The following is a 21,672-nucleotide window of genomic DNA, read 5'->3' as shown; positions in this document are numbered from 1 at the left end:
TTGATCGGCTAAAAATTACCTGATTTTCACAAAATTAAACAGTTAAATTTCAGTGTATTAGCGAATTTAGAATTTTGCCCTCAAATAAGTTTTGATCACATCAAGTGCCTTGTCAAAGTTCCTGTTGTTGGGAACAATGATGTCTGCATCGTGCTTGAAGGGTTCAATGTACTTTTCATAGGTAGGCATTACATGGCTTTCATACCTATATAGTACATCATCTAGGTCATAACCTCTTTCTACTTTGTCTCTGACGATCCTTCTTTTTAGTTTGATATATTCCTTTGCATCTATGAAGACTTTCAGATCCAAAAGATTTGCCAGCTCAGGATAATAGAGTACAAAAATCCCTTCAACCACTACGACTGGTGAAGGTACAAACTCAAGGGTTTTTGGTTTTTTATTGGGATTGTTGAAGGTGTATTCTTGTCTATAGACTGTCTCACCAGCTTGGATTTTTTTGATGTCCAAGGCGTATTGTTCAAAGTCAATCGAGTTTGGCGTGTCAAAGTTGTGCACACCTTTGTCATCGATAGGCTGCTGGTGTCTAGGTTTGTAGTAATTGTCTTGGGAAATCAGACATACTTGATCCTGTTCAAAGGAGTTGAGTAATTTGTCTAGGAAAAGGGTTTTTCCAGATGCACTTCCGCCGGTAATTCCTACAATGTAAGGTTTGCTCATAGATGGCAAAATTAGGGAATTATTTCAAAAATTGAACTAAGGCCCTTACTGCTTTGCCACGATGGCTTATTTCATTCTTTTCATCCATGCTCAATTCAGCAAAAGATTTTCCATATCCTTCTGGCTGGAAGATTGGATCATATCCAAACCCGCCGGTCCCTGTTCTCGTTTTGAGTATCTCTCCATTTGCCACCCCTTCGAATGTATGCTCTTCCCCATTTAGAATCAAAGCGATGACAGTTCTGAATTTTGCTTTCCGGTTGGATGCTTCCTGCAGGTTTTCCAATAAGAGATCAATGTTTCTTTCATCACTTCTAGGTTCACCTGCGTACCTCCCAGAATATACCCCCGGCGCTCCATCCAAAGCCTCTACTTCCAGCCCCGTATCATCAGCGAAGCAATCTACGCCATAATGCTCTTTCACATACCGTGCTTTTTGAAATGCATTGTGATCCAGCGTGTCACCAGTCTCTGGAAGCTCTTCATGACAGCCTATTTCTTCCAAAGAAACAATGGTAAAAGTGTCTCCAAGGGCAGCCTTTACCTCTTCTATTTTCTTTTTGTTGTTTGTAGCAAAGCAGATTTTCATGTTGTAAAATTAGGGTTTTTATGAATGCGAGTGTGTTTGAAGCTTATAAAGTTGTAAGGTTTCAAGGTTGGAAAGTTAAAAAGTTGGCGTATAGCGAGAAATGTTGTTTTTACAAGTTACTTATCCCCGATATCTTCGGGTTTGAATGTTACAAGGTTTAAAAGTTACAAAGTTGAAGCTTAGCGAGAACTAGACACTATCCCAAAACCTTTCAACTTTCAAACTTTTTTAACTTTCCATTCCCTAACCCCTTGATAACCCAATTAAGTGCAAAAATCGTCATCAAGAAACATTTTAACTTTACAACTTTCCCAACCTTCCAACTCCTTTTTCCTAACTTTGAAAAAAAAAGGATGAAAAAAATAACTGTCTACTGTGGTTCTAATAAAGGGAAAAACCCAATTTATGTCACTGCTGCACATGCTTTGGCGAATGAAATGATTCGAAGGGATATGTCTTTGGTCTATGGCGCTGGAAATGTTGGGTTGATGGGAGTCATTGCCGACAAAATGTTAGAGGCCGACAAAAAAGTATATGGTATCATTCCTCAGAAATTGGTTGATATAGAAGTGGCACACCGGGGATGTACAGAGCTGACGGTGGTGGAAACCATGCGGGATAGAAAGTGGCTAATGGCTGAGCGGGGAGATGGTTTTATTGCCATGGCAGGTGGGATTGGGACTTTTGAGGAGCTTTTTGAAATCATGACCCTCAATCAACTAGCTTATATCAAAAAGCCTCTTGCATTGTATAATGTCAATGGGTATTATGACAAATTGCTTGATTTTTTGTCATTCAGTTGCCAAGAAGGATTCCTACACCAAGCCCAGTTGGATTTGGTGATTGTTTCCGATGATCCTGTAGAATTGCTGGATAAGATGGCAGCTTTCGAACCCAAGTACATAGAAAAATGGGAAGTGAAATAGTATAATCGCAAATTTTATATGAATTTAGCGAATGTAATCGCAAAAATTATATTAAATTTGCGATTATGTATATCAACAGGGAAATTCAGATCAAATTAAACAAGAGGATTGCTGATGGTAAGGCTATTATTGTATTTGGTCCTAGGCAAGTGGGGAAGAGTACTTTGTTGAAAAATCTGAATAGCCAGTTTGAAGCGCCTGTATTGTGGTGGAATGGAGATGATGCAGACGTCAGGGAAATGCTTTCCAATACAAGTTCTACCAAATTGAGGACATTAATTGGAAAGTCAAAGACTATAGTCATCGATGAAGCTCAAAGGGTAGAGAATATTGGTGTTTGCATAAAAATTATTGTGGATAACTTTTCGGAAGTGAAAGTGTTTGCAACAGGTTCCTCTGCTTTTGAGTTATCAAATAAAATCAAGGAGCCATTGACTGGGAGAAAATGGGAATATTACCTTTTCCCCTTTTCGTTTTCGGAAATGGTCTCCCATACCAATTTTTTGGAAGAGAAAAGAATGCTCAATCAAAGGATGGTCTTTGGTTACTATCCAGAAATCGTCCAAAACCCCACTGATGCAGAAGAGAGATTGAAGATGATAGCAGATAGCTATTTGTTCAAAGATGTGTTTGCTTTGGGTAATCTGAGAAAACCTGATCAAATTCATAAATTACTTCAGGCACTGGCTTATCAGGTAGGAAATGAAGTTTCTTACAATGAACTTGGGATGCTTGCCGGATTGGATAATGAGACTGTGGAAAAGTACATCACTTTGCTTGAGCAAACCTTTATTGTTTTTAGGGTAGGTTCATTTAGTCGAAACCTTAGGAATGAACTCAAAAAATCAAGGAAAATTTATTTTGTTGATAATGGTATCAGAAATAGCCTGATTAACAATTTCCTACCATTGGAAAGCAGGACAGATGTAGGGGCTTTGTGGGAAAATTTTCTGATGGCAGAGCGTTTGAAAATGAACGCACTCAATGGGGATTATAATATTGGCTATTTCTGGAGAACCCATGCACAGCAAGAAATCGACTATGTTGAAGATGTAAGAGGGAAGCTTTCAGCTTGGGAGTTCAAATGGAATCCCAAAGCCAAAGTGAAGATTCCCGCTACTTTTTTGAAAACCTATCCCGAAGCTGAGGTCAAAGTAATTCATCCAGATAATTTGGAGGACTTTATTCTGTAATCGCAAATTTTATATGAAATCAGCGATCGTAATCGCAAAATTTATATGAATTTTGCGATTAGATCGTTTTTTCTAGGATATTGATGAGTTTTTCTAAATACTCTTGATCTATTTTATCAAAATCTGCAAGCTTGTCTGAATCTATGTCCAAAACCCCAAGTACCTTCCCTTCTGAAGAAAAGGGGAGTACAATTTCTGATTTGGAAGCCGAGCTGCATGCAATGTGACCGGGAAAAGCGTCTACATCTGGGACTAGTTGGGTCTTGTTTTCCTTCCAAGCTGTACCACATACACCTTTTCCAAGATTGATTCGGGTGCATGCGATGGGGCCTTGAAATGGACCCAAAACCAATTGGTCTTCCTTGACAAGATAGAATCCTACCCAAAAAAAACCAAAAGCTTCTTTCAATACAGCAGAGATATTTGCCAAATTGGCAATCAAGTCATTTTCACCATTGATCAATGCCTCTATCTGTGGGATAATGGCTTCGTATTTATCAACTTTTGATGCTGTCGTAGGTATATAAAGCGATTCAGACATTTTTTCTTTTTAGTTTATTTGATCCAAGTCATGAGTTCATCTCCAAGGATGTTTGATTTGTGGATCAATTTTCCTTGGATTTTCGGAGCTGGAATTCCCTTCCCAAAACTACTTTGTCCTGTAAACACCCTGGCCTCATCCCAAAGTTCGGCTTCTATCAGTTTTTGCAATAAAAATGTTCCCCCTTCTACAAGGATACTTTGGATCTTGCGTTTGTAGAGCTCCGAAAATATGGCTGAGATTGGAAAATCAGGCTCTAATTTGATGAATTCCAAATTCTCCAACTTTTCATTTTTCACCAAATTAAAACAGATGGTGTCTTGGCTTTGGTCAAAAAGAGAAAGGTCGGGGCTTAACTGAAGCATTCTATCTATCACGACCCTAATAGGTGCTTTGCCAGTCCAGTCCCTTACGTTAAGTTTTGGATTGTCATAACGGGCAGTATTTGTACCGACCATGATGCCATCTTCTTCAGTCCTCCAGCGATGGACAAGCTGGCGGCTGTATTGATTGCTGATCCATTTTGAATCGTAGTTTTCTCTGGCAACAAAACCATCTTGGGTCTGTGCCCATTTGAGGATGATGTAGGGTCTCTGCTTTTCTATATAGGTAAAAAACCTTCTGTTTTGAAACCTGATTTCTTCTTCCAATATGCCGGTGATTACCATCACTCCGGCTTTTCTCAGGATTTCAATTCCTTTTCCACCTACCAAAGGGTTGCTGTCCACCGCACCAATGACGACATGTTTGACGTCCTTATCCACCAGAAGATTGGCGCAAGGTGGCGTTTTTCCAAAATGGGCGCAGGGTTCCAGAGTTACATAGACAGTGGCTTTTTGAAGGTCATTGGCATCATTTACTTTGGAAATGGCATTCGGTTCTGCATGTGGGCCTCCATAATATTCATGGTATCCTTCCGCTATGATTTTTCCATCAAGGACAATCACACAACCCACCATAGGGTTTGGGCTGACTTTGGCTCTTCCCAACTCGGCGAGCTCTATAGCTCTACGCATGTATTTGATGTGGTTTTCCAAAATCTGATCCTCTACTCCCTATCTCTGAGTGTAATGTTTCCTAATTGTGTCACTGTTTGGGGCTGGACAATTACCGTTGGAATGGTATCTGCTATATAGTTGTTGTTTTTTGGGACAACGTATACGGTATATGTCCCTTCCAGCCCCCTGAATAGAAACTGTCCACTGCCTCTGGTATCTACCCCAGTGGTGATTGTATCGTTTTGCTGTATGGCATATAGGAATACGTCTTCTGTGGCAGGTCTTATACTTCCTGAAATCTCCCCGCTGTTAGCTTTTGAGAACATACTCAGTTTGGGACTGAAGACATATCTATCCAAAGCATTGCTTGGAGCTTTTACGGATTGGAGCAAGTCGAAATCTATGTAAACATCATGTGATATACCAGGTCTAAGATTGAAATCCACATCTATTTCCAACCCCGAAAGGTCAGCCTGTGAAAGATCTATATTGATTCTTAGGCCATCTTTGACAAGGTAGTTTTCATCTCCCAACCTGAGTTTTAGCTTTACTAAGCTTCCGGCCCTTACTTCCCCTCTTCCTATCATGACTTCCTGTCCTGCTATGAGTTGGGCGATATCCACCATTTGGTTTCCCGCTTGATAAGGGAGAAATTTAGGAGCTGGATTTTCATCCCCTTCTGACCCTGAGACATACACGTCCACACCCAATAGCTCTACCCAAAGTGCATCGATATCTGCAGGGGCATCTACCATAAATACGTTCAGCAAAGAATTTGACCGCTCTTCTGTGCCGGTGCAGGATAGCAGACAGAATAGGATTAAAGAAAATAAGTTGAATTTTTTCACGACTTAAAATTAGGAAAAGATTGTGGATTGTCCTGCTTTCTCGATAAGATGCTTAAAAAAATGAGGTTCTAATCTTGGTAATAATCACTCAGTTTCAAAAAAACGATGCTCTGTGTGTCAATGCCTCCAAATTAAAGGTGAAATGAAAAAGGCGAAAGGATTTAATTCTTTTCGCCTTTTTCCATGATTTAGGATGCTCCTCTAAATCGTATTTGGTAGGGGAATGTCTAAATTGATATAAGAGACAAGCCCATCTGTTAGGTTTTAGTCCTCGTCTTCAGCGACAGGGTCTAGTTCGATTGGGTCGAGTGTTTTGACTTGTCCTTTTACAGTAGTAACATCTTCAATAATCAAAGCTTGATACAACTCATTTGGTTCTAGGACCACAGTATATACACCTTCGGTCAAGCCCCTCAACATAAATGAACCATTCTCACTTGCAAAAGTGGAAACTGTATCTTCTCCAATAATCCCCAGAACCATTACTGGAGCTGCTTCAAGCGGGGTAATTATGCCTTCAATGGTTGCAGATTCTTCTGCTATTGCCCTCAGTACTGGTTTCAAAATGTATTTGCCAGAGTTGCCAGCTTTTACGATTGATTTTCCTGCGTCAAAGTCGAGTATCAAATCATATGAAATGCCTGCTAAAATAGGCTTGTCGATTTTTATTTTCAATCCACTTTGCTGAGCACTCGGAGTGGTTAGTTCGATCCTTTCCTCACCGTTCATCAGGTAATTGTTCTCTCCAAGGAGCAGTCGGATTTGGGAAATTTCACCTGCAGGGACTTCTACTTCTCCCAGTTTAGCGGAATTTCCGCCTACCAGTTCAAGGAGGTTGATCATGTTGTCTTCTGCGGCTTCATTTCCTAAGTTGATCCAAGCAGTTCCATTGTCTTCGTTTTCCCCTTTTGGTAAAATCTCGACTCCTATTACTTCTACCCATACAGCATCATAATCAGCTGGAGCATCTACTAAAAACACATTGACTCTGGCTTTGCCCTCAGCAATGCCGACATCGTCGTCAGTATTACATGACAATGCAAATACTGACAGAACTGCCAAGAGCAGTAAGTTTAGATTTTTTAGGTAAGTTTTCATAACATCGTTGGTTAATTATTGTTCTTCTTTACATCATACCCAATGAATGTGCCAATAAGTCACTCTTAGGGAGAATTTGGCGGAAAGCTTGTTTCAATTACATGATTTTGTCGAATAGATTGTATTTTTGGGCATGATGAATTGGGAAAAGTTATTGAACCCTGGGAGGTTTGATCCGAAAGTAAAGAAACAACCTGTTGATAATCAGTTTAGAAGCGAGCCTGAAAGGGATTATGATAGGATTGTTTTTTCGGCACCTTTTAGGAATCTGCAAGATAAAACCCAGGTTTTTCCTTTGCCTGACAATGATTTTGTACACACCCGTCTGACTCATAGCCTTGAAGTGTCTTCAGTAGGGAGGACTTTGGGTAAGACAGCTGGAGAATATTTGTTGAAAAAGTATCCAAATCTTGAAAGTTATCAAATCAACGCTTCTGATATTGGTGCCATTGTCGCTGCTGCTGCCTTGACACATGATATTGGAAACCCTCCATTTGGTCATGCTGGCGAGACTGCAATTTCTGATTTTTTCAAGTTCCACCCCTATGGTCAGGTTTGGCAACGGGAAGTGACACCGGAAGAATGGGCTGACCTCTGCAATTTTGAGGGAAATGCCCAGGGATTTAGGATGTTGGTATCCAAGAATAATGGTCTTAAGTTATCATTTGCAACACTGGCAGCATTTACCAAATACCCCCGGACCTCCCAAGTTTTTGAGCGTGATCAAAGAAGGCGAAGTCAAAAGAAATTCGGGTATTACTCCGACCAAGCTGAAGATTATAGACACCTGGGAGAGGTTTTGGGTATCGAAAGGGCTGAAAATGGCTGCTACCTAAGACATCCATTGGCATTTTTGGTGGAGGCAGCCGATGATATCTGCTACAGTATAATTGACCTGGAAGATGGTTGTACGCTCGGCTTGGTGACTTTGGAGGAGACAATTGGGCTTTTGGCGACGATTTTGAAAGATAGATTTGACCCAGCAAAATTGGAGACTTACCAAACCCAAACGCAAAAGCTTGCGATTTTGAGGGCTATGGCAATCAACCAATTGATACAGGAAACGGTAGTGGCATTTGAGGAGCAGGAGGAGAAGATGCTTTCTGGGGAATTTGACCAAGCATTGACCGATATCATTCCATCGGCTAAAGCTTTGGCTGAAATTTCCGAATTATCTGTTAAGAAAATCTATAGGTCCAAACCTGTTTTGGAGAAAGAAGCTGCAGGATTCCAGGTTTTGGAAGGGCTGCTGGAGGTGTTTTCGAAAGCCTTGAACCATAAATTTTACCAAACAGACCTCTATTCGGGTCAGGACAGAAGTATCTTAAGATTGTTGCCAGAAGATTTTCCTTTGGAGGGTTGGGATTCAGGTGTAAACCCTTACCCAATGCTCAGGATTTTGATGGACTTCATCTCCGGAATGACGGACAAATACGCCCTCAATCTCTATAGAAGGGTGAAGGGGATTGCGCTTCCAGGAGCTTGAGGATTTATATTGCGATTATTTTCACGCAGAAACGCAAAGAGTTTTATTTCCCTAAACAGAGACTGTAACTTCGTTTTCATATTTTAGGTTAACCATTGGTAGACTCGTTTTTTTATTAGAAATCATCAAACCAAATAGTGGGTTTGATAAAATGCTATTTTACTTAGCGAAAATATACTATATTTGCTAAGTAAAATAGCAAAATGGAAAATCTTGTAAATAAATCCAAGTTGATTGTAGGGGCTACAAGCTTGGATATAATCAGAAGCAAATATGATGAGATAGACTGGGATAGCAGGTTGATTGGGATTCTAGGTGCAAGAGGCACTGGGAAATCAACTTTAGTCTTGCAATATCTCAAAAAAAAATATGGTTTAAGTGATCTTGCAGCTTATTGGTCTTTAGATGATATTTACTTTAGTAATCATTCTTTGATTGAGACGATTGAGAATTTTTATCAAGTTGGGGGTAGATTTTTGGTTTTGGATGAGGTCCACAAATATCCTTCATGGGCTAGGGAGCTTAAAAATGCGTATGATTTTTATAAAGAATTGAAAGTAGTATTTACAGGTTCTTCTGTAATTGATATGTTGAAGTTGGATGTTGATTTGAGCAGAAGAGCAGTATTGTACCACCTTACTGGTTTGTCTTTTCGAGAATACTTGAATTTTGCAAATAAGATGCAGCTGCCTGTTTTTTCTTTAGAGGAAATTCTATCAAACCAAATAGAATTAGCTAATTCTGTTTTAGTTAAAGTTAATCCTTTGGCAGAGTTTGAAAATTATCTTAAACACGGTTATTATCCGTTCTTTTTAGAAGGAACAAAAACTTATCATCTTCGAATTGAACAAATCATAAGATTGATTATAGAGACTGAACTTCAATTTGTTGAAGGAATGGATATCCACAAGACCAAGAGAATCCATCAACTTCTGGGTCTAATTGCTCAAAGCGTGCCGTTCAAACCCAATGTTGCTAAGTTGAGTGAAAAAATTGGGATTCATAGGAATACACTTACTACGTATTTCCATTATCTTGAAAAAGCGAAAATCATCAACAGTCTTTTTGCTGTTGGTAAAAGCACAAGTGTTTTGCAAAAGCCAGACAAAGTATATTTGGAAAATACAAATATCAGCTTTGCATTGGCAGGGGCAAAGTTAGACATGGGGAACCTTCGAGAGACTTTTTTTTATTCTCAATTGGCCGAAAAGCATCAGCTGAGTCTTCCGAAAAATGGGGATTTCATGCTTGATGAAAAGTTCACCATAGAAGTCGGAGGGAAAAATAAGACAGATTTTCAAATCAAAAACCAGCCCTATTCATTTTTAGCTGTTGCTGATTTACCTATTGGATCATACAACCGGATTCCACTTTGGTTGTTTGGATTTGTCAGGTGATAGTTTTGAGCAACGCTTTGATTTTTAAAACTAATCACTTAATTTGTTTGAAATTCAATTTTATGAAAAACCCTATATTCTTTTTGTTCGTGTTGCTCGCATGCTCTTGCGGTTCGGAAAGCTCAAAATCAAATCAAGGATCTTCAATTTCCCTTCAAATAATACAAGACACACTTTTGGTAGATTCGGGAGATGAAGTGGTGATGGCTGGATCAAATTTAATGCTTTCAGTATTGAGCGAGGGCCAAGGAAAGCTTTTCAACTATGACAGGAAATCCAGCAATTTGGAAGTATTTGACCTGGATCAATTGAAATTGGTGGAAAAAGTAAAGTTTGACAACGATGGTCCCAATGCCGTATCTGCTTTTGTCATGAGTATGAAGAATTGGAAAAATGGGAACTTGTTTTTGCAAGGATTTGATATAAGTGGAGTTTATGATACTGAAGGTAAATTGATCCAAAAATATAGCCTTCATCCAACAGATTACATCGATAAGGATTCAGAAGGTGATTTTAACTTTAAGGGGGAGTTCGTTTTTCTCAATGATACCACTGTATTGATTGGTTTGATAAGAATGTTTGAAAATATTCCCCACCTTGCCAAACTTCACTTGGGTAAAAAGAAAATGGACCTGATAGATTTCCCTTATCCAGAGCGACTTGAAAAATATTCAATTGTCATGGATGGTGAAATGAAAATAGCCTATTTGGGGAGTGTTTTTATGCATGTCATCGACGGGAAAGTTGTTTTCACCTCAAATTGTTACAACGATTGCATGGTATTCGATCAAAATAATGGCAGCTTCGAACATATAGAATTTCAAAGCTCCTTAACCCCAAACCAAAAAGAAGGTGGTCAAAAGCAAAAAGTGGGATCTAGGGAGGAGTTTAGCGAGCAGCAGAAGATAATCAGCAAACAAATCGATTTTGGACGTTGGGTTTGGGATAGCAGCAACCAAAAATTCTATCGATTATCTTATTTCACAACCTCTGATGCAGAAGATCAGGAAGCAAACCACACCCGTGTGTTTCTCACTGTATTTGACTCAAACCTGAAGATGCTTGCCGAAAAGGAATTGGATAATTACAAAAAAAGACCTGGAAGCTACTTCGCCAAGGATGGAAGTGTTTGGATTCATGAAAATGTTGATGATGAATTGGGTTTTGTAAGGTTGAAAATAGAGGAGATTGATTGATAATTTCAAGTAATATTCATAAGATTTAGCGGTACTCACAAACAGTATGATAAAATTGACGTTAAAACAATTTAATTATGGATATCAGCCAATTAAAAATGAACAGGATTATAATGCTGCTATTGAAAGAATAGAAGAATTGTGGGGTGCAAAAAGGATAGTTTGGAGGGGGATGAATTGGACTTGTTAGTGACCCTAGTTGAATCATACGAGATGAAACATTTCCCAATTGCACCACCTGATCCTATTGATGCAATTAAATTCCGAATGGAGCAAATGGGGATGACGAGTGCGGATATGGTTGAATATTTGGGCAGCCAAAGTAGGGTAAATGAGATTCTTAATGGCAAAAGAAAATTGACTTTGGAAATGATAAAATCGCTTTATAAAGGATTGAAAATTCCTGCGGAAATTTTATTGGCTTGAATGATTTTACTTTTACCCAACTATTCTTAATGCTCCAAACTGAAACTTTTATCCAGTCAGCCTGCCAAATCGATGATATTAGACAAAGCCGAATTGAATTCTGTGAATAATTATCTCTAATCCTGCAAAAACTCTTAACTTTGTGCGCTCATTCCAAATTTGGAATGGTTGCATATCCAGAGGGATATGCTTTCCTTTTTCTATAAAAGGCATTGATTTAAAAAAGGGCATTGTATTCATTCTAAGGGATGTCTTATTTTGCTTTTTTGAATTTCAAAAGATCGACCGAGTCAAAAGACCTGTTGGTTTTCAAATCAAACATGAAGGAATACCGTGAAAAAATATCAGGAGTTTAAGCAAGTAGATTATCCCAATATCGGGGAAAGCGTACTTCAGTACTGGAAAGAAAACGACATTTTTAACAAATCTGTAAGCAACAGAGAGGGTGCAGAGACTTTTACCTTCTTCGAAGGACCGCCTTCGGCTAATGGAACGCCGGGAATCCACCATGTGATGGCTAGGACGCTGAAGGATATTTTCTGTAGGTACAAAACCCTCAAAGGTTTTCAGGTAAAAAGAAAAGGTGGATGGGATACCCATGGCCTTCCTGTAGAGCTTCAGGTAGAGAAAGAACTCGGAATTACCAAAGAGGATATCGGAAAGAAAATCACCGTAGAGGAATACAATCGCAAATGCCGCGAAACGGTGATGAGATTCAAGGATGAATGGGATGATTTGACCGAAAAAATCGGCTACTGGGTGGATTTGGATGATCCCTATATCACTTTTGATGCAAAATACATAGAGACACTTTGGCATTTGCTTAAGAGACTTTATGACAAAGACTTGCTTTACAAAGGCTACACCATCCAGCCATATTCACCTGCAGCAGGTACAGGCCTGAGTTCCCACGAGCTCAATCAGCCAGGATGCTATAGAGATGTAAAAGACACTTCCATCACCGCGCAGTTTAAGCTGAAGGGGGAGGAAAATACCTACATCCTAGCCTGGACAACGACACCATGGACCTTGCCTTCCAACTCGGCTTTGGCTATTGGAGAAAAACTGGATTATGTGAAAGTGAAGACTTTCAATCCATACACTTATGATGCCCAGACGGTGATATTGGCTAAATCAAGATTATCTGCCTATTTCAACCCGAAAGCAAAAGAATTGTCTTTGACTGACTACAAAGCAGGGGACAAATTGATTCCATACGAAATAGTAGGTGAGTTGAAAGGATCCGAATTGCTTGGTTTGGAATATGAACAGTTGTTCCCAATTGAAGCGATTTCACTTCCCCATCCAGCTTTCACGGTCGTTTCTGGCGACTACGTGACTACAGAAGATGGTACAGGGATCGTCCATTTGGCAAAGGCATTCGGTGCGGACGATTTTAGAACATTGGTTCAAAACAATGTGCCGGGAGTCTTTGTACAGGATGAAAAAGGAAACGATATCCCAATTGTAGACAAGCAGGGGAAATTCCTTCCTATAATCGGAGAATATTTGGCTGCCAAAATGAAAGAACACGGAATCACTGCCCACAAGGAGTATGGGGTGAATGATTTCTATGTGAAAAATTATACTGATGATAACGAAGATGACAAGGAATATAAAAATACAGATGTCATCATTTCCATCATCCTAAAAAATGAAAACAAGGCCTTCAAGGTCGAAAAATACGAGCACAGCTATCCACATTGTTGGAGGACTGATAAGCCAATTCTTTATTATCCATTGGAAAGCTGGTTTATCAAAACCACTGCTTACAAGGATAGAATGGTGGAATTGAACAAGACGATCAACTGGAAGCCTGAGGCAACCGGGACTGGTCGATTTGGAAACTGGTTGGAGAATTTGGTTGATTGGAATTTGAGTAGATCCAGATTCTGGGGAACCCCATTGCCTATCTGGAGAACAAAAGATGGTTCGGAGGAAATCTGTATCGGATCTATCGACGAATTGAAATCTGAGATCAAAAAGTCCATAGAGGCTGGATTGATGGGGTCATCACCAATCAATGAAGAAGAAATAGATTTGCATAGACCATATGTGGATGATGTGATATTGGTTTCACCGAAAGGCGTTGCCATGTATCGGGAGCCGGATTTGATCGATGTATGGTTTGACTCGGGAGCGATGCCGTATGCGCAGTGGCATTATCCATTTGAGAATGAAGATATCTTTAAGGCCAATTATCCAGCAGATTATATCGCAGAAGGTGTGGATCAGACCAGGGGATGGTTCTTTACACTTCATGCTATTGCTGTGATGTTATTTGATACCGTCTCTTTCAAAAATGTCATCGCCAATGGTTTGGTATTGGACAAGAATGGCAATAAGATGTCCAAGAGATTGGGCAATGCCGTAGATCCTTTCAAGACTTTGAAAGAATATGGACCGGATGCCTTGCGTTGGTACATGCTGAGCAATGCCAACCCATGGGACAATCTGAAATTCAGCCTTGATGGAGTAGCTGAAGTACAAAGAAGGTTCTTTGGTACGCTCCAAAACACCTATAATTTCTTTGCACTGTATGCGAACTTGGATGAGTTTGTTTATGACAAATCAAAGAGTATCCCTGTAGCACAAAGGGCGGAATTGGATCAATGGATCATCTCCAAGCTTCAGTCGCTTATAGCAGATGTGGAGTCCTCCATGGACAACTATGATGCAACCAAAGCTACTCGGGCGATCATGAATTTCACTGTAGACCAGTTGTCAAACTGGTATGTGAGATTGGCGAGAAAAAGATTCTGGAGAGGGGATATGAATGCCGATAAGCAGGCTGCTTATGAGACTTTGTATGAATGCCTGATGTCATTGAGTCAATTGATGTCTTCATTTGCACCTTTCTATTCAGATTGGTTGTACAAAAACCTCACAGATTCTGCGGAAAACCAATTGGAGTCTATCCACTTGACAGACTGGGTTGGTGTAGATGCTTCCTTGATCAATAAGGACTTGGAAGAAAGCATGGATTTAGCACAAAGAATATCTTCTTTGGTTCACTCCCTGCGAAAAAATCCAAAAATCGGCATCAAAGTCCGTCAGCCATTGCAACGTATTTTGATCCCAGTTTTGAGCAAAAAGTCAAGGCTGCAAATCCAACATGTAGAAGATCTGATCAAATCGGAGGTAAATATCAAGGCTGTAGAATACATCGATGATGCTTCTGACGTTTTGGTAAAGAGTGTGAAGCCTAATTTGCCTGTTTTGGGCAAAAAATTGGGACCAAAAATGAGACTTGTTGTTGCAGCCATCAATACTTGGGGCAAAGATCAGATTTCTGAAATAGAGAGAAATGGTAAGATCAATGTGGATGTAGATGGCGAGTCTTTAGAATTGCTTTTGGAAGAAGTGTTGATCAGTTCCCAAGATATTCCGGGCTGGTCCGTAGCCACGGATCAGGAGTTGACGGTGGCATTGGATGTTACTTTGACAGATGAATTGAAGCAGGAAGGGATTGCGAGGGATTTGGTCAATAGGATTCAGAACCTGAGAAAAGACATGGGGCTTGAAGTTCAGGATAAGATTCATATTCAGATTGCCAAACACGACGATTTGGTCAATGCTTCTTTTGACAATTTCGGGTCTTATATCAAGACAGAAACACAGGCACTCAGTCTTGAGGTATTGGAAGATGTCACTGATCCAATAGCCTTGGATATGGATGAATTTGAATTGTCCGTGAAAGTCTTGAAAGCAAATTAAGTAAAAAATAATAGCCACAGATAGGGAGGATTAGCAAAAAAATCCTTAAATCTGTGGCTTTAACATGAATACATGAAGTATCTAAAATATTTTGGAATAGCCTTGGCAGTGATAGTTCTGGATCAGGTTGTCAAATTACTGGTTCATTACCAAATGGATTTCGGAACAGCCGGTCAGATCAAAGTGTTTGGTGATTGGTTCAAACTGCACTACACGACCAACCCTGGAATGGCGTTCGGAATGCAACTGGGTTCGGAATATGGGAAGTTGATATTGACTTCCTTTAGGCTTGTTGCCATGTTTGGTATTGGTTACTATCTGTACTATATCATTGAGAAGAAGATGCACATAGGATACATTGTCTGCATTGCCATGATATTGGGAGGGGCAATCGGCAATTTGATTGACAGTGTGTTTTATGGTGTTTTGCTGAACAATGCACCTTATGATGCCACATCACCTTGGTTTCATGGCCAAGTGGTAGATATGTTTTACATAGACATTTGGGAAGGAAGAATTCCGGACTGGGTACCACTGTGGGGAGGGAGCTATACAGCACTTTGGCCGATTTTCAATATAGCTGATGCCTCCATATTCACTGGGGTAGCCATTATCTTGGTTTTCCAAAGCCGTTTTTTCAAAGAGGAGAAAAAGGAAGAAGAGGATGAAATCCAGAAGCAATTCATTGAAGAGAATAAGGAGTAGATGGTATTCATTAAAAAAGCCCTTTCGGAATAACTGGGAGGGCTTTTTTGATGCTTAGAGTTTGTCTTTTTGGAGGATTGGACTGTGAGGACACAGTCCAAGGATTTATAAGCAATTCCCCTGTTTTGCGATTGGTTTGGTTGATTTTTGATTTTGAAAAGAACATATCGGAAGACTAATAAACTATACGTATATCCGCTTTCATATTAGTAGCCACTTGAAGTAATGCACCTACTTTATTAGCAATGCGGTTGACTACGCCACAGGTGCACAAGAGTTGTCGATTATCCGCATAATTTCAAGCGTATAATTTACCTGTTGGCATCATTGCGGATAATCATAATAAACTATTTCTTTTGTTCCAAAGAAAAATATTGACTTAATTCGCCACATGGATTTTGAATGGATAATGGAAGGCCTCCGTGAAGGGATCGCAGCTATGACCTGGTTAGAAGCTGTTGCTGTGTTTTTTGGCATTGTGAGTGTATTTTATTCAATCAAAAAAAACATCTTGGTATTTCCTACAGGCATGGTCAGTACTTTGATTTATGTGTATATCTGTCTGAAGTATAAACTGTACGCAGATATGGGCATCAATGCATATTACTTTGGGATGTCCATCTATGGTTGGTATCTCTGGAGCAGACCAAGCCCAAGTGAAAAAGAATTGCCTGTCACTTGGTTGTCCAAAACCGGCATCTTGAAATCATTGGTCTTGTTTTTGGTTTCTTATGTCCTATTATATTTTGTTCTTTCGAGGTATACTGATAGCGATGTGCCTTATTGGGACTCTTTTACCACTTCATCGGCGTTTGTTGGGATGTGGCTCATGGCCAAAAAGAAAGTTGAAAACTGGATAGCTTGGATTATTACAGATTTGGTTTCTGTACCTTTGTATTTGTACAAAGGGCTGATGTTGACATCTTTTCAGTTTTTGTTTTTCACGGTATTGGCTACCATCGGCTTGGTTTCATGGATGAAATCTTCCAAAAATATAGCATATGGAAGTTAAAAAGGTAGTGATTATCGGTCCGGAATCCACGGGGAAGAGTACACTTTCGAAAGCATTGGCTGCCACATTTGGTGAGCATTGGGTATATGAATATGCACGTCAATATCTAAATGATCTGGGAAGAACCTATCAATATGAAGACTTGCTTGAAATAGCAAAAAAACAGATTGGGTTGGAAGATAAAAAGCTGAAAAAATCAAAGAATATTTTATTTATTGATACTGATTTGAACGTAATCAAAGTGTGGAGTGACCACAAGTTTGGTAAGACTGACCCTTGGATTTTGGAACAAATCAAAAAAAGGAAATATGATTTATACCTTTTGACGGATATTGATATTCCTTGGGAAGATGATCCACAAAGAGAACATCCAAACCCGGAAATGAGAAGTCACTTTTTCAATATTTACAAAGATTTGCTACAGGCATCAGGGATTCCGTTTGAAATAATCAGTGGAGGGTATGATGAGAGGTTTGTAAGTGCAATGAAGGCATTGAAAAAACACGGCATTTATTGACTTTTTCTTATTGTAGAATCTGGTTACCCGTTTTCTTGATGATGTCTGCTTAAATTGGTTTAAGCACTTTGTCTGCAGCAGTTGTTGGGTTTCTGCCATCGGCACTTGTTTACTTTGCGTAGTTGGTGATTATCCGTATTATGATGTCTTACTAATTACTCGCTTGCAAAGAAGTAGGTAATCATATTGTTAAATTAACTTAAAACAAACAGAATCAATTAGATGATCTTTGTCAGTTTTTGATTTTCTAAATTTATTTGGTGTATCTTTATAGAGGAATTTGAAATATTTGACACCCGATTTATTTTTCTTCCCCAGTAATCATTATCATTAAATACATTATCATGCGTCCCCCTAGATTCAGTGCCGCATCTTCGTTTCATTCAGATTTGAAATTGAGGATCAAAAATTACTTCACAGAAAAAAATCTCAAGCAAACAGGAAATTTCTCTCTTTACCTAAAAGCCATTTTATTGGTGGCTGGCTATATTGCCACATATGTTACTTTGGTGTTTTTTACACCACATTGGTCTCTTGCTTTGCTCGGATGTGTGCTTTTGGGCGCGTTGGCGGCAACCATCGGATTCAATGTCATGCATGATGGGGCACATGGCAGTTTTAGCAAAAAATCTTGGGTCAATGAACTTGCGGGAGTATCCATCAATTTTCTTGGCGCCAATGTGTTTATGTGGAAAACTAAGCACAATGTCGTTCACCATTCATTCACAAATATTGATGAGGTTGATGATGATATGAATGCCAGGCCATTTTTGAGACTTTGTCCACACCAAAAATTCCACAGTATCCATAAGTACCAACACAAGTATTTCTTGTTTGTATATTCTTTGTTGTATCTGTACTGGGTTTTTGTGACAGATTATAAAAAATATGCTACCAGAAAAGTTGGTGTCATTCCGATTCAGAAGATGACAATATCAGATCACCTTTCATTCTGGGGATTCAAATTGCTACACATTGTTTTGTTTGTTGTCATCCCGATTTATTTTGTGGGGGTATTGCCGTGGTTAGTTGGATTCTTGCTTTATGGGGTTGCTACCGGTATTTTGCTCAGTGTGGTTTTCCAGCTTGCGCATTCGATCGAAGAGACCTCATTCCCTATGCCTCATGTTGAGACGAATAAATTGGAAGATGACTGGGCGGTTCACCAATTGAAGACAACTGCCAACTTCGCCACAAACAACAGGCTACTCTCTTGGGTAGTAGGTGGGTTGAATTTTCAGGTTGAGCATCATTTGTTCCCAAATATTTCCCATGTACATTATCCTGCAATTAGCAAAATCATCAAAGAAACTTGTTTGGAATATGGGATCCCATATTTGGAACACCCGAAATTAAGGATGGCTTTTGCTTCCCACGTAAATCACCTAAGAACACTTGGACGTCCATAAGTATTTTAGATTTTTATTTTTCCCGCTGTTCACTTGAGCAGCGGGTTTTTTTATGCTCTTTTTGGTTATTAAGCTTTTACACCTACATTTGTACCCAAGATCATTAGGGGTGCCTTAAAATTTCGGGCTGAGATCATACCCACAATACCTGATCCGGGTAGTGCCGGCGAAGGGAAATGAGTAACCGATGACAATAGGAATTGATTGAAGCCTTTCGTGGGGTTTGACTCAACTATCAAGCTCAGGCTGTACTGAAGCAAGCATATTGGCTGTGTTTGATTATTCGATTTGGTAATAGGGTGAACAAAATGAAGAAAACCGTCCCCTTGGTTTTTGGAGATTCAACCAAACTGCCTTGGCAGTATGCAAGCAATAAAAATGAAATACTTAGGATTTACATTGGCAATGATGCTGGTGTGTTTAGTCGCTTCTGCCCAAAACAGAATCAATGGAATAGTCCAAGATGCCCAAACGGGGGAGCTTTTGTTTGGGGCTAATCTTATCCTAAAGGGTACAGGACGTGGTACAAATACGGATCATCAGGGGAAGTTTGAGATCACAAATGTTCCTAAGGGGACTTTTGATTTGATTGTGTCATTTTTGGGGTACGAAACTCAGAGGGTAAGTGTTGATGTCCCTCTTACGGGTGAATTGAATATTTCATTGGCACAGAGCAGCTTATTTACCGAGGAGTTTGTAGTCTACGGAACTCGGGCGACTGACGTCACGCCTACGACTTTCCAAAATATCAAAAAAGAAGATATCGCCAAGCTCAATTTGGGACAGGATATCCCAATGCTTTTGAATTACACGCCTTCTGTCGTAAGTTTTTCTGATGCAGGGGCAGGTGTGGGTTACACAGGGTTGAGAATCAGAGGTTCGGATCAATCAAGAATCAATGTCACTGTCAACGGCATACCGATGAATGATGCTGAATCTCATGGAGTCTTCTGGGTGAATATGCCTGATTTTGCATCTTCGGTCGACAATATGCAGATCCAAAGAGGTGTAGGTACTTCTACAAATGGGGCAGCTACTTTTGGGGCAAGTATCAATATCCAGACAGATACTAGAAAGGATGAAGCATATGGTGAAATCGATAATACCTTTGGGTCATTCAACACCAGAAGACATACCGTCAAGGCAGGGTCAGGATTGTTGAATAACCGCTGGACTATTGATGCAAGATTGTCCCAAATCACCTCTGATGGGTATATGGATAGGGCTTCCTCGAATCTAAGGTCTTACTTTCTGACTGGTGGTTACCATGGAGAAAACCACGTATTCAAATTGAATGTGTTCTCAGGGGCAGAAAAAACCTACCAAGCTTGGGAAGGGGTGCCGGAAGCACTGTTGGAAACCAATAGGACTTTCAACCTTTATACTTATGATAATCAAACTGACAACTACCAGCAGGATCATTACCAGTTTATCTACACAGGAAAAATCAACCAAAACTGGAAGGCGAATGCAGCTTTGCATTACACTTATGGGCGTGGATATTATGAGCAGTTTAGACAAAATGATCGGTTGAGTAGTTATGGGCTTACTCCTGTAGTCATTGGAGAGACCAGCATATCCAGAATGGACATCATCCGAAGAAGGTGGCTGGACAATGATTTTTATGGCGGGGTGTTTTCGTTTAATTACCTTTCCCATGATGCCAAATGGGATGTGGTACTTGGTGGAGGAGCAAACAGGTATGATGGGGACCACTTTGGTGAAATCATCTGGATGCAGTACGCAGCTGATGTGAACATCAGAGACAGGTATTATGACAATGTAGCGGTCAAAGATGATAGAAATGTCTATCTAAAAGGGACATATGAGGCTGTAGACGGACTCTTTCTTTATGGTGATCTGCAGTACAGAGGGGTGGATTACAGATTTGATGGTATCAATAATGACTTGAGGGATATATCTGGTCAAGTAAGCTACAATTTCTTCAACCCAAAATTTGGATTGACTTATCAAACCCGCACTGGAAAATCATGGTATGCATCCTACGCAGTAGCAAACAGAGAGCCTGTGAGGAGGGATTTTACGGATTCTCCGATTATAGACAGGGCACCACAGGCCGAAAATCTACAAAATATTGAAGCTGGTATCAAGGCAAGTCATAGCAAGTATTCCTACAATGTGAATCTATACTACATGAATTACAACAATCAGCTGGTATTGACAGGTCAGCTGAATGATGTAGGTGCATATGTTAGGGATAATGTGGCTGATTCCTATCGTGCAGGGATTGAGATAGATGGAGCTTACAAAATCTCCCCAAAATTCACCTTGGGTGGGAATTTGGCAGTCAGTAGAAACAAAATCTCTGAGTTTACGGAGTACATAGATGATTATTCAGCCGATGACTTCTTTCAGGAGGAAATCAATTATACGGATACAGACATAGCATTTTCCCCAAATGTAGTTGCTTCTGCAATATTGGATTACAAACCTGCCAAAGGTTTCGAAATCAGTTTGCTCAACAAATATGTTGGCAGTCAATATATGGACAACACCATGAATGACAACAGGAAGCTTGATGCTTTTTGGACTACAGATTTGAGGTTGAATTATGCTTTGGAGCCTAGATTTGTCAAAAACTTGGAATTCACCTTGATGGTTTACAATATTTTCAATAGACTCTATGAGCCAAACGGCTATACATTCTCATATTTTCTCCCTGGAGAAGGGGGGACTGGCAGATCCCTGACAACGGAGAATTTCTATTATCCAATGGCAGGAGCCAACTTCCTGGCAGGTGTAAAGGTTAGATTTTAAATAAAGTTTAAATTTAGTTGAGCGTAAAGGCATCTCCGGTTTCGGGGGTGCTTTTTTTTTAGATATGAGATTTTAGAAGCGAGAGACGAGAAAACAAGAGGCAAGAACCAAAAAGACAAGTTTGTTTTTACGACTACGTCACCTCGATCCTGAAA

At 39.8% G+C, this 21,672-nt stretch carries 18 protein-coding genes and 1 riboswitch; of the genes, 12 read left to right on the top strand and 6 right to left on the bottom strand.

Annotated features, from left to right (window positions below; all coding sequences use genetic code 11):
- Nucleotides 1-66 precede the first annotated feature (66 nt).
- Nucleotides 67-681, bottom strand: coding sequence for a uridine kinase (gene udk / locus ACFSKL_RS04960; RefSeq protein WP_376884017.1), 615 nt, complete (start codon nt 679-681; stop codon nt 67-69).
- A 19-nt stretch (nt 682-700) separates the two neighbouring features.
- Nucleotides 701-1,270, bottom strand: coding sequence for a non-canonical purine NTP diphosphatase (locus ACFSKL_RS04955; RefSeq protein WP_376884016.1), 570 nt, complete (start codon nt 1,268-1,270; stop codon nt 701-703).
- A gap of 353 nt (nt 1,271-1,623) precedes the next feature.
- On the opposite strand from ACFSKL_RS04955, the gene ACFSKL_RS04950 reads away from it, so the two are divergent.
- Together ACFSKL_RS04950 and ACFSKL_RS04945 are read left to right on the top strand one after the other, a co-directional pair.
- Nucleotides 1,624-2,196 (top strand): LOG family protein, encoded by a 573-nt coding sequence (locus ACFSKL_RS04950; protein ID WP_376884015.1) that lies wholly within the window; start codon nt 1,624-1,626, stop codon nt 2,194-2,196.
- Nucleotides 2,197-2,261: 65 nt separating this feature from the next.
- Entirely contained in the window at nt 2,262-3,389 is a 1,128-nt protein-coding gene (locus tag ACFSKL_RS04945; RefSeq protein WP_376884013.1) for an ATP-binding protein, read from the top strand.
- A 58-nt stretch (nt 3,390-3,447) separates the two neighbouring features.
- Here the strand turns inward: ACFSKL_RS04945 and ACFSKL_RS04940 are convergent, their stop codons facing one another.
- The 4 genes from ACFSKL_RS04940 to ACFSKL_RS04925 form a co-directional block, all read right to left on the bottom strand.
- A complete protein-coding gene (locus ACFSKL_RS04940; protein ID WP_376884011.1) occupies nt 3,448-3,930 on the bottom strand; it encodes a GAF domain-containing protein in 483 nt (160 codons plus the stop codon).
- A 14-nt stretch (nt 3,931-3,944) separates the two neighbouring features.
- Nucleotides 3,945-4,946 carry a bifunctional diaminohydroxyphosphoribosylaminopyrimidine deaminase/5-amino-6-(5-phosphoribosylamino)uracil reductase RibD gene (gene ribD, locus ACFSKL_RS04935; RefSeq protein WP_376884009.1) on the bottom strand — a complete coding sequence of 334 codons (1,002 nt, stop codon included), beginning with the start codon at nt 4,944-4,946 and terminating at the stop codon, nt 3,945-3,947.
- A gap of 32 nt (nt 4,947-4,978) precedes the next feature.
- Nucleotides 4,979-5,776, bottom strand: a complete 798-nt coding sequence (locus ACFSKL_RS04930) for a DUF4382 domain-containing protein (protein ID WP_376884007.1) — start codon at nt 5,774-5,776, stop codon at nt 4,979-4,981.
- A 264-nt stretch (nt 5,777-6,040) separates the two neighbouring features.
- Nucleotides 6,041-6,874 carry a DUF4382 domain-containing protein gene (locus tag ACFSKL_RS04925; protein ID WP_376884005.1) on the bottom strand — a complete coding sequence of 278 codons (834 nt, stop codon included), beginning with the start codon at nt 6,872-6,874 and terminating at the stop codon, nt 6,041-6,043.
- 133 nt (nt 6,875-7,007) lie between these two features.
- Between ACFSKL_RS04925 and dgt the strand changes: the two genes are divergently transcribed.
- From dgt to ACFSKL_RS04875, 10 genes are all read left to right on the top strand, one after another.
- Entirely contained in the window at nt 7,008-8,360 is a 1,353-nt protein-coding gene (gene dgt, locus ACFSKL_RS04920) for a dGTP triphosphohydrolase (protein WP_376884003.1), read from the top strand.
- 203 nt (nt 8,361-8,563) lie between these two features.
- A complete protein-coding gene (locus ACFSKL_RS04915) occupies nt 8,564-9,757 on the top strand; it encodes an ATP-binding protein (protein WP_376884002.1) in 1,194 nt (397 codons plus the stop codon).
- Nucleotides 9,758-9,819: 62 nt separating this feature from the next.
- Complete coding sequence (locus ACFSKL_RS04910; RefSeq protein ID WP_376884000.1) at nt 9,820-10,953, top strand: DUF4221 family protein; 1,134 nt, start codon at nt 9,820-9,822, stop codon at nt 10,951-10,953.
- 213 nt (nt 10,954-11,166) lie between these two features.
- A complete protein-coding gene (locus tag ACFSKL_RS04905; RefSeq protein ID WP_376883999.1) occupies nt 11,167-11,379 on the top strand; it encodes a helix-turn-helix domain-containing protein in 213 nt (70 codons plus the stop codon).
- 333 nt (nt 11,380-11,712) lie between these two features.
- Nucleotides 11,713-15,096: an isoleucine--tRNA ligase gene (gene ileS / locus ACFSKL_RS04900; RefSeq protein WP_376883997.1), complete on the top strand. Its 3,384-nt coding sequence runs from the start codon at nt 11,713-11,715 to the stop codon at nt 15,094-15,096.
- Between the two features lie 72 nt (nt 15,097-15,168).
- Entirely contained in the window at nt 15,169-15,801 is a 633-nt protein-coding gene (locus tag ACFSKL_RS04895; protein ID WP_376883995.1) for a lipoprotein signal peptidase, read from the top strand.
- 391 nt (nt 15,802-16,192) lie between these two features.
- The gene (gene pnuC / locus ACFSKL_RS04890; RefSeq protein WP_376883993.1) at nt 16,193-16,813 is read left to right on the top strand and encodes a nicotinamide riboside transporter PnuC; all 621 of its coding nucleotides are present in this window, start codon (nt 16,193-16,195) and stop codon (nt 16,811-16,813) included.
- A complete protein-coding gene (locus ACFSKL_RS04885; protein WP_376883991.1) occupies nt 16,803-17,330 on the top strand; it encodes an AAA family ATPase in 528 nt (175 codons plus the stop codon). The genes pnuC and ACFSKL_RS04885 overlap by 11 nt, the downstream gene beginning before the upstream one ends.
- Nucleotides 17,331-17,674: 344 nt before the next feature.
- Nucleotides 17,675-18,739, top strand: a complete 1,065-nt coding sequence (locus tag ACFSKL_RS04880; RefSeq protein ID WP_376883989.1) for a fatty acid desaturase family protein — start codon at nt 17,675-17,677, stop codon at nt 18,737-18,739.
- 95 nt (nt 18,740-18,834) lie between these two features.
- Nucleotides 18,835-18,931, top strand: a riboswitch (TPP riboswitch).
- Between the two features lie 186 nt (nt 18,932-19,117).
- The gene (locus tag ACFSKL_RS04875) at nt 19,118-21,517 is read left to right on the top strand and encodes a TonB-dependent receptor (protein WP_376884664.1); all 2,400 of its coding nucleotides are present in this window, start codon (nt 19,118-19,120) and stop codon (nt 21,515-21,517) included.
- Nucleotides 21,518-21,672 lie beyond the last annotated feature (155 nt).

It is taken from the genome of Belliella marina, assembly GCF_042682445.1.
Classification (GTDB): domain Bacteria; phylum Bacteroidota; class Bacteroidia; order Cytophagales; family Cyclobacteriaceae; genus Belliella; species Belliella marina.
This window is presented reverse-complemented; position numbering and strand designations above follow the sequence as displayed.

What these genes read in the sequence shown, in the direction of transcription:
- ACFSKL_RS04945 (WP_376884013.1), top strand. Translation starts at nt 2,262, where the DNA reads ATGTATATCAACAGGGAAATTCAGATCAAATTAAACAAGAGGATTGCT.
- ACFSKL_RS04940 (WP_376884011.1), bottom strand. Translation starts at nt 3,930, where the DNA reads ATGTCTGAATCGCTTTATATACCTACGACAGCATCAAAAGTTGATAAA.
- ACFSKL_RS04925 (WP_376884005.1), bottom strand. Translation starts at nt 6,874, where the DNA reads ATGAAAACTTACCTAAAAAATCTAAACTTACTGCTCTTGGCAGTTCTG.
- pnuC (WP_376883993.1), top strand. Translation starts at nt 16,193, where the DNA reads ATGGATTTTGAATGGATAATGGAAGGCCTCCGTGAAGGGATCGCAGCT.
- ACFSKL_RS04955 (WP_376884016.1), bottom strand. Translation starts at nt 1,270, where the DNA reads ATGAAAATCTGCTTTGCTACAAACAACAAAAAGAAAATAGAAGAGGTA.
- ACFSKL_RS04905 (WP_376883999.1), top strand. Translation starts at nt 11,167, where the DNA reads ATGAAACATTTCCCAATTGCACCACCTGATCCTATTGATGCAATTAAA.
- ACFSKL_RS04915 (WP_376884002.1), top strand. Translation starts at nt 8,564, where the DNA reads ATGGAAAATCTTGTAAATAAATCCAAGTTGATTGTAGGGGCTACAAGC.
- ribD (WP_376884009.1), bottom strand. Translation starts at nt 4,946, where the DNA reads ATGCGTAGAGCTATAGAGCTCGCCGAGTTGGGAAGAGCCAAAGTCAGC.
- ACFSKL_RS04895 (WP_376883995.1), top strand. Translation starts at nt 15,169, where the DNA reads ATGAAGTATCTAAAATATTTTGGAATAGCCTTGGCAGTGATAGTTCTG.
- ACFSKL_RS04885 (WP_376883991.1), top strand. Translation starts at nt 16,803, where the DNA reads ATGGAAGTTAAAAAGGTAGTGATTATCGGTCCGGAATCCACGGGGAAG.
- udk (WP_376884017.1), bottom strand. Translation starts at nt 681, where the DNA reads ATGAGCAAACCTTACATTGTAGGAATTACCGGCGGAAGTGCATCTGGA.
- ACFSKL_RS04910 (WP_376884000.1), top strand. Translation starts at nt 9,820, where the DNA reads ATGAAAAACCCTATATTCTTTTTGTTCGTGTTGCTCGCATGCTCTTGC.
- ACFSKL_RS04950 (WP_376884015.1), top strand. Translation starts at nt 1,624, where the DNA reads ATGAAAAAAATAACTGTCTACTGTGGTTCTAATAAAGGGAAAAACCCA.
- dgt (WP_376884003.1), top strand. Translation starts at nt 7,008, where the DNA reads ATGATGAATTGGGAAAAGTTATTGAACCCTGGGAGGTTTGATCCGAAA.
- ACFSKL_RS04880 (WP_376883989.1), top strand. Translation starts at nt 17,675, where the DNA reads ATGCGTCCCCCTAGATTCAGTGCCGCATCTTCGTTTCATTCAGATTTG.
- ACFSKL_RS04875 (WP_376884664.1), top strand. Translation starts at nt 19,118, where the DNA reads ATGAAATACTTAGGATTTACATTGGCAATGATGCTGGTGTGTTTAGTC.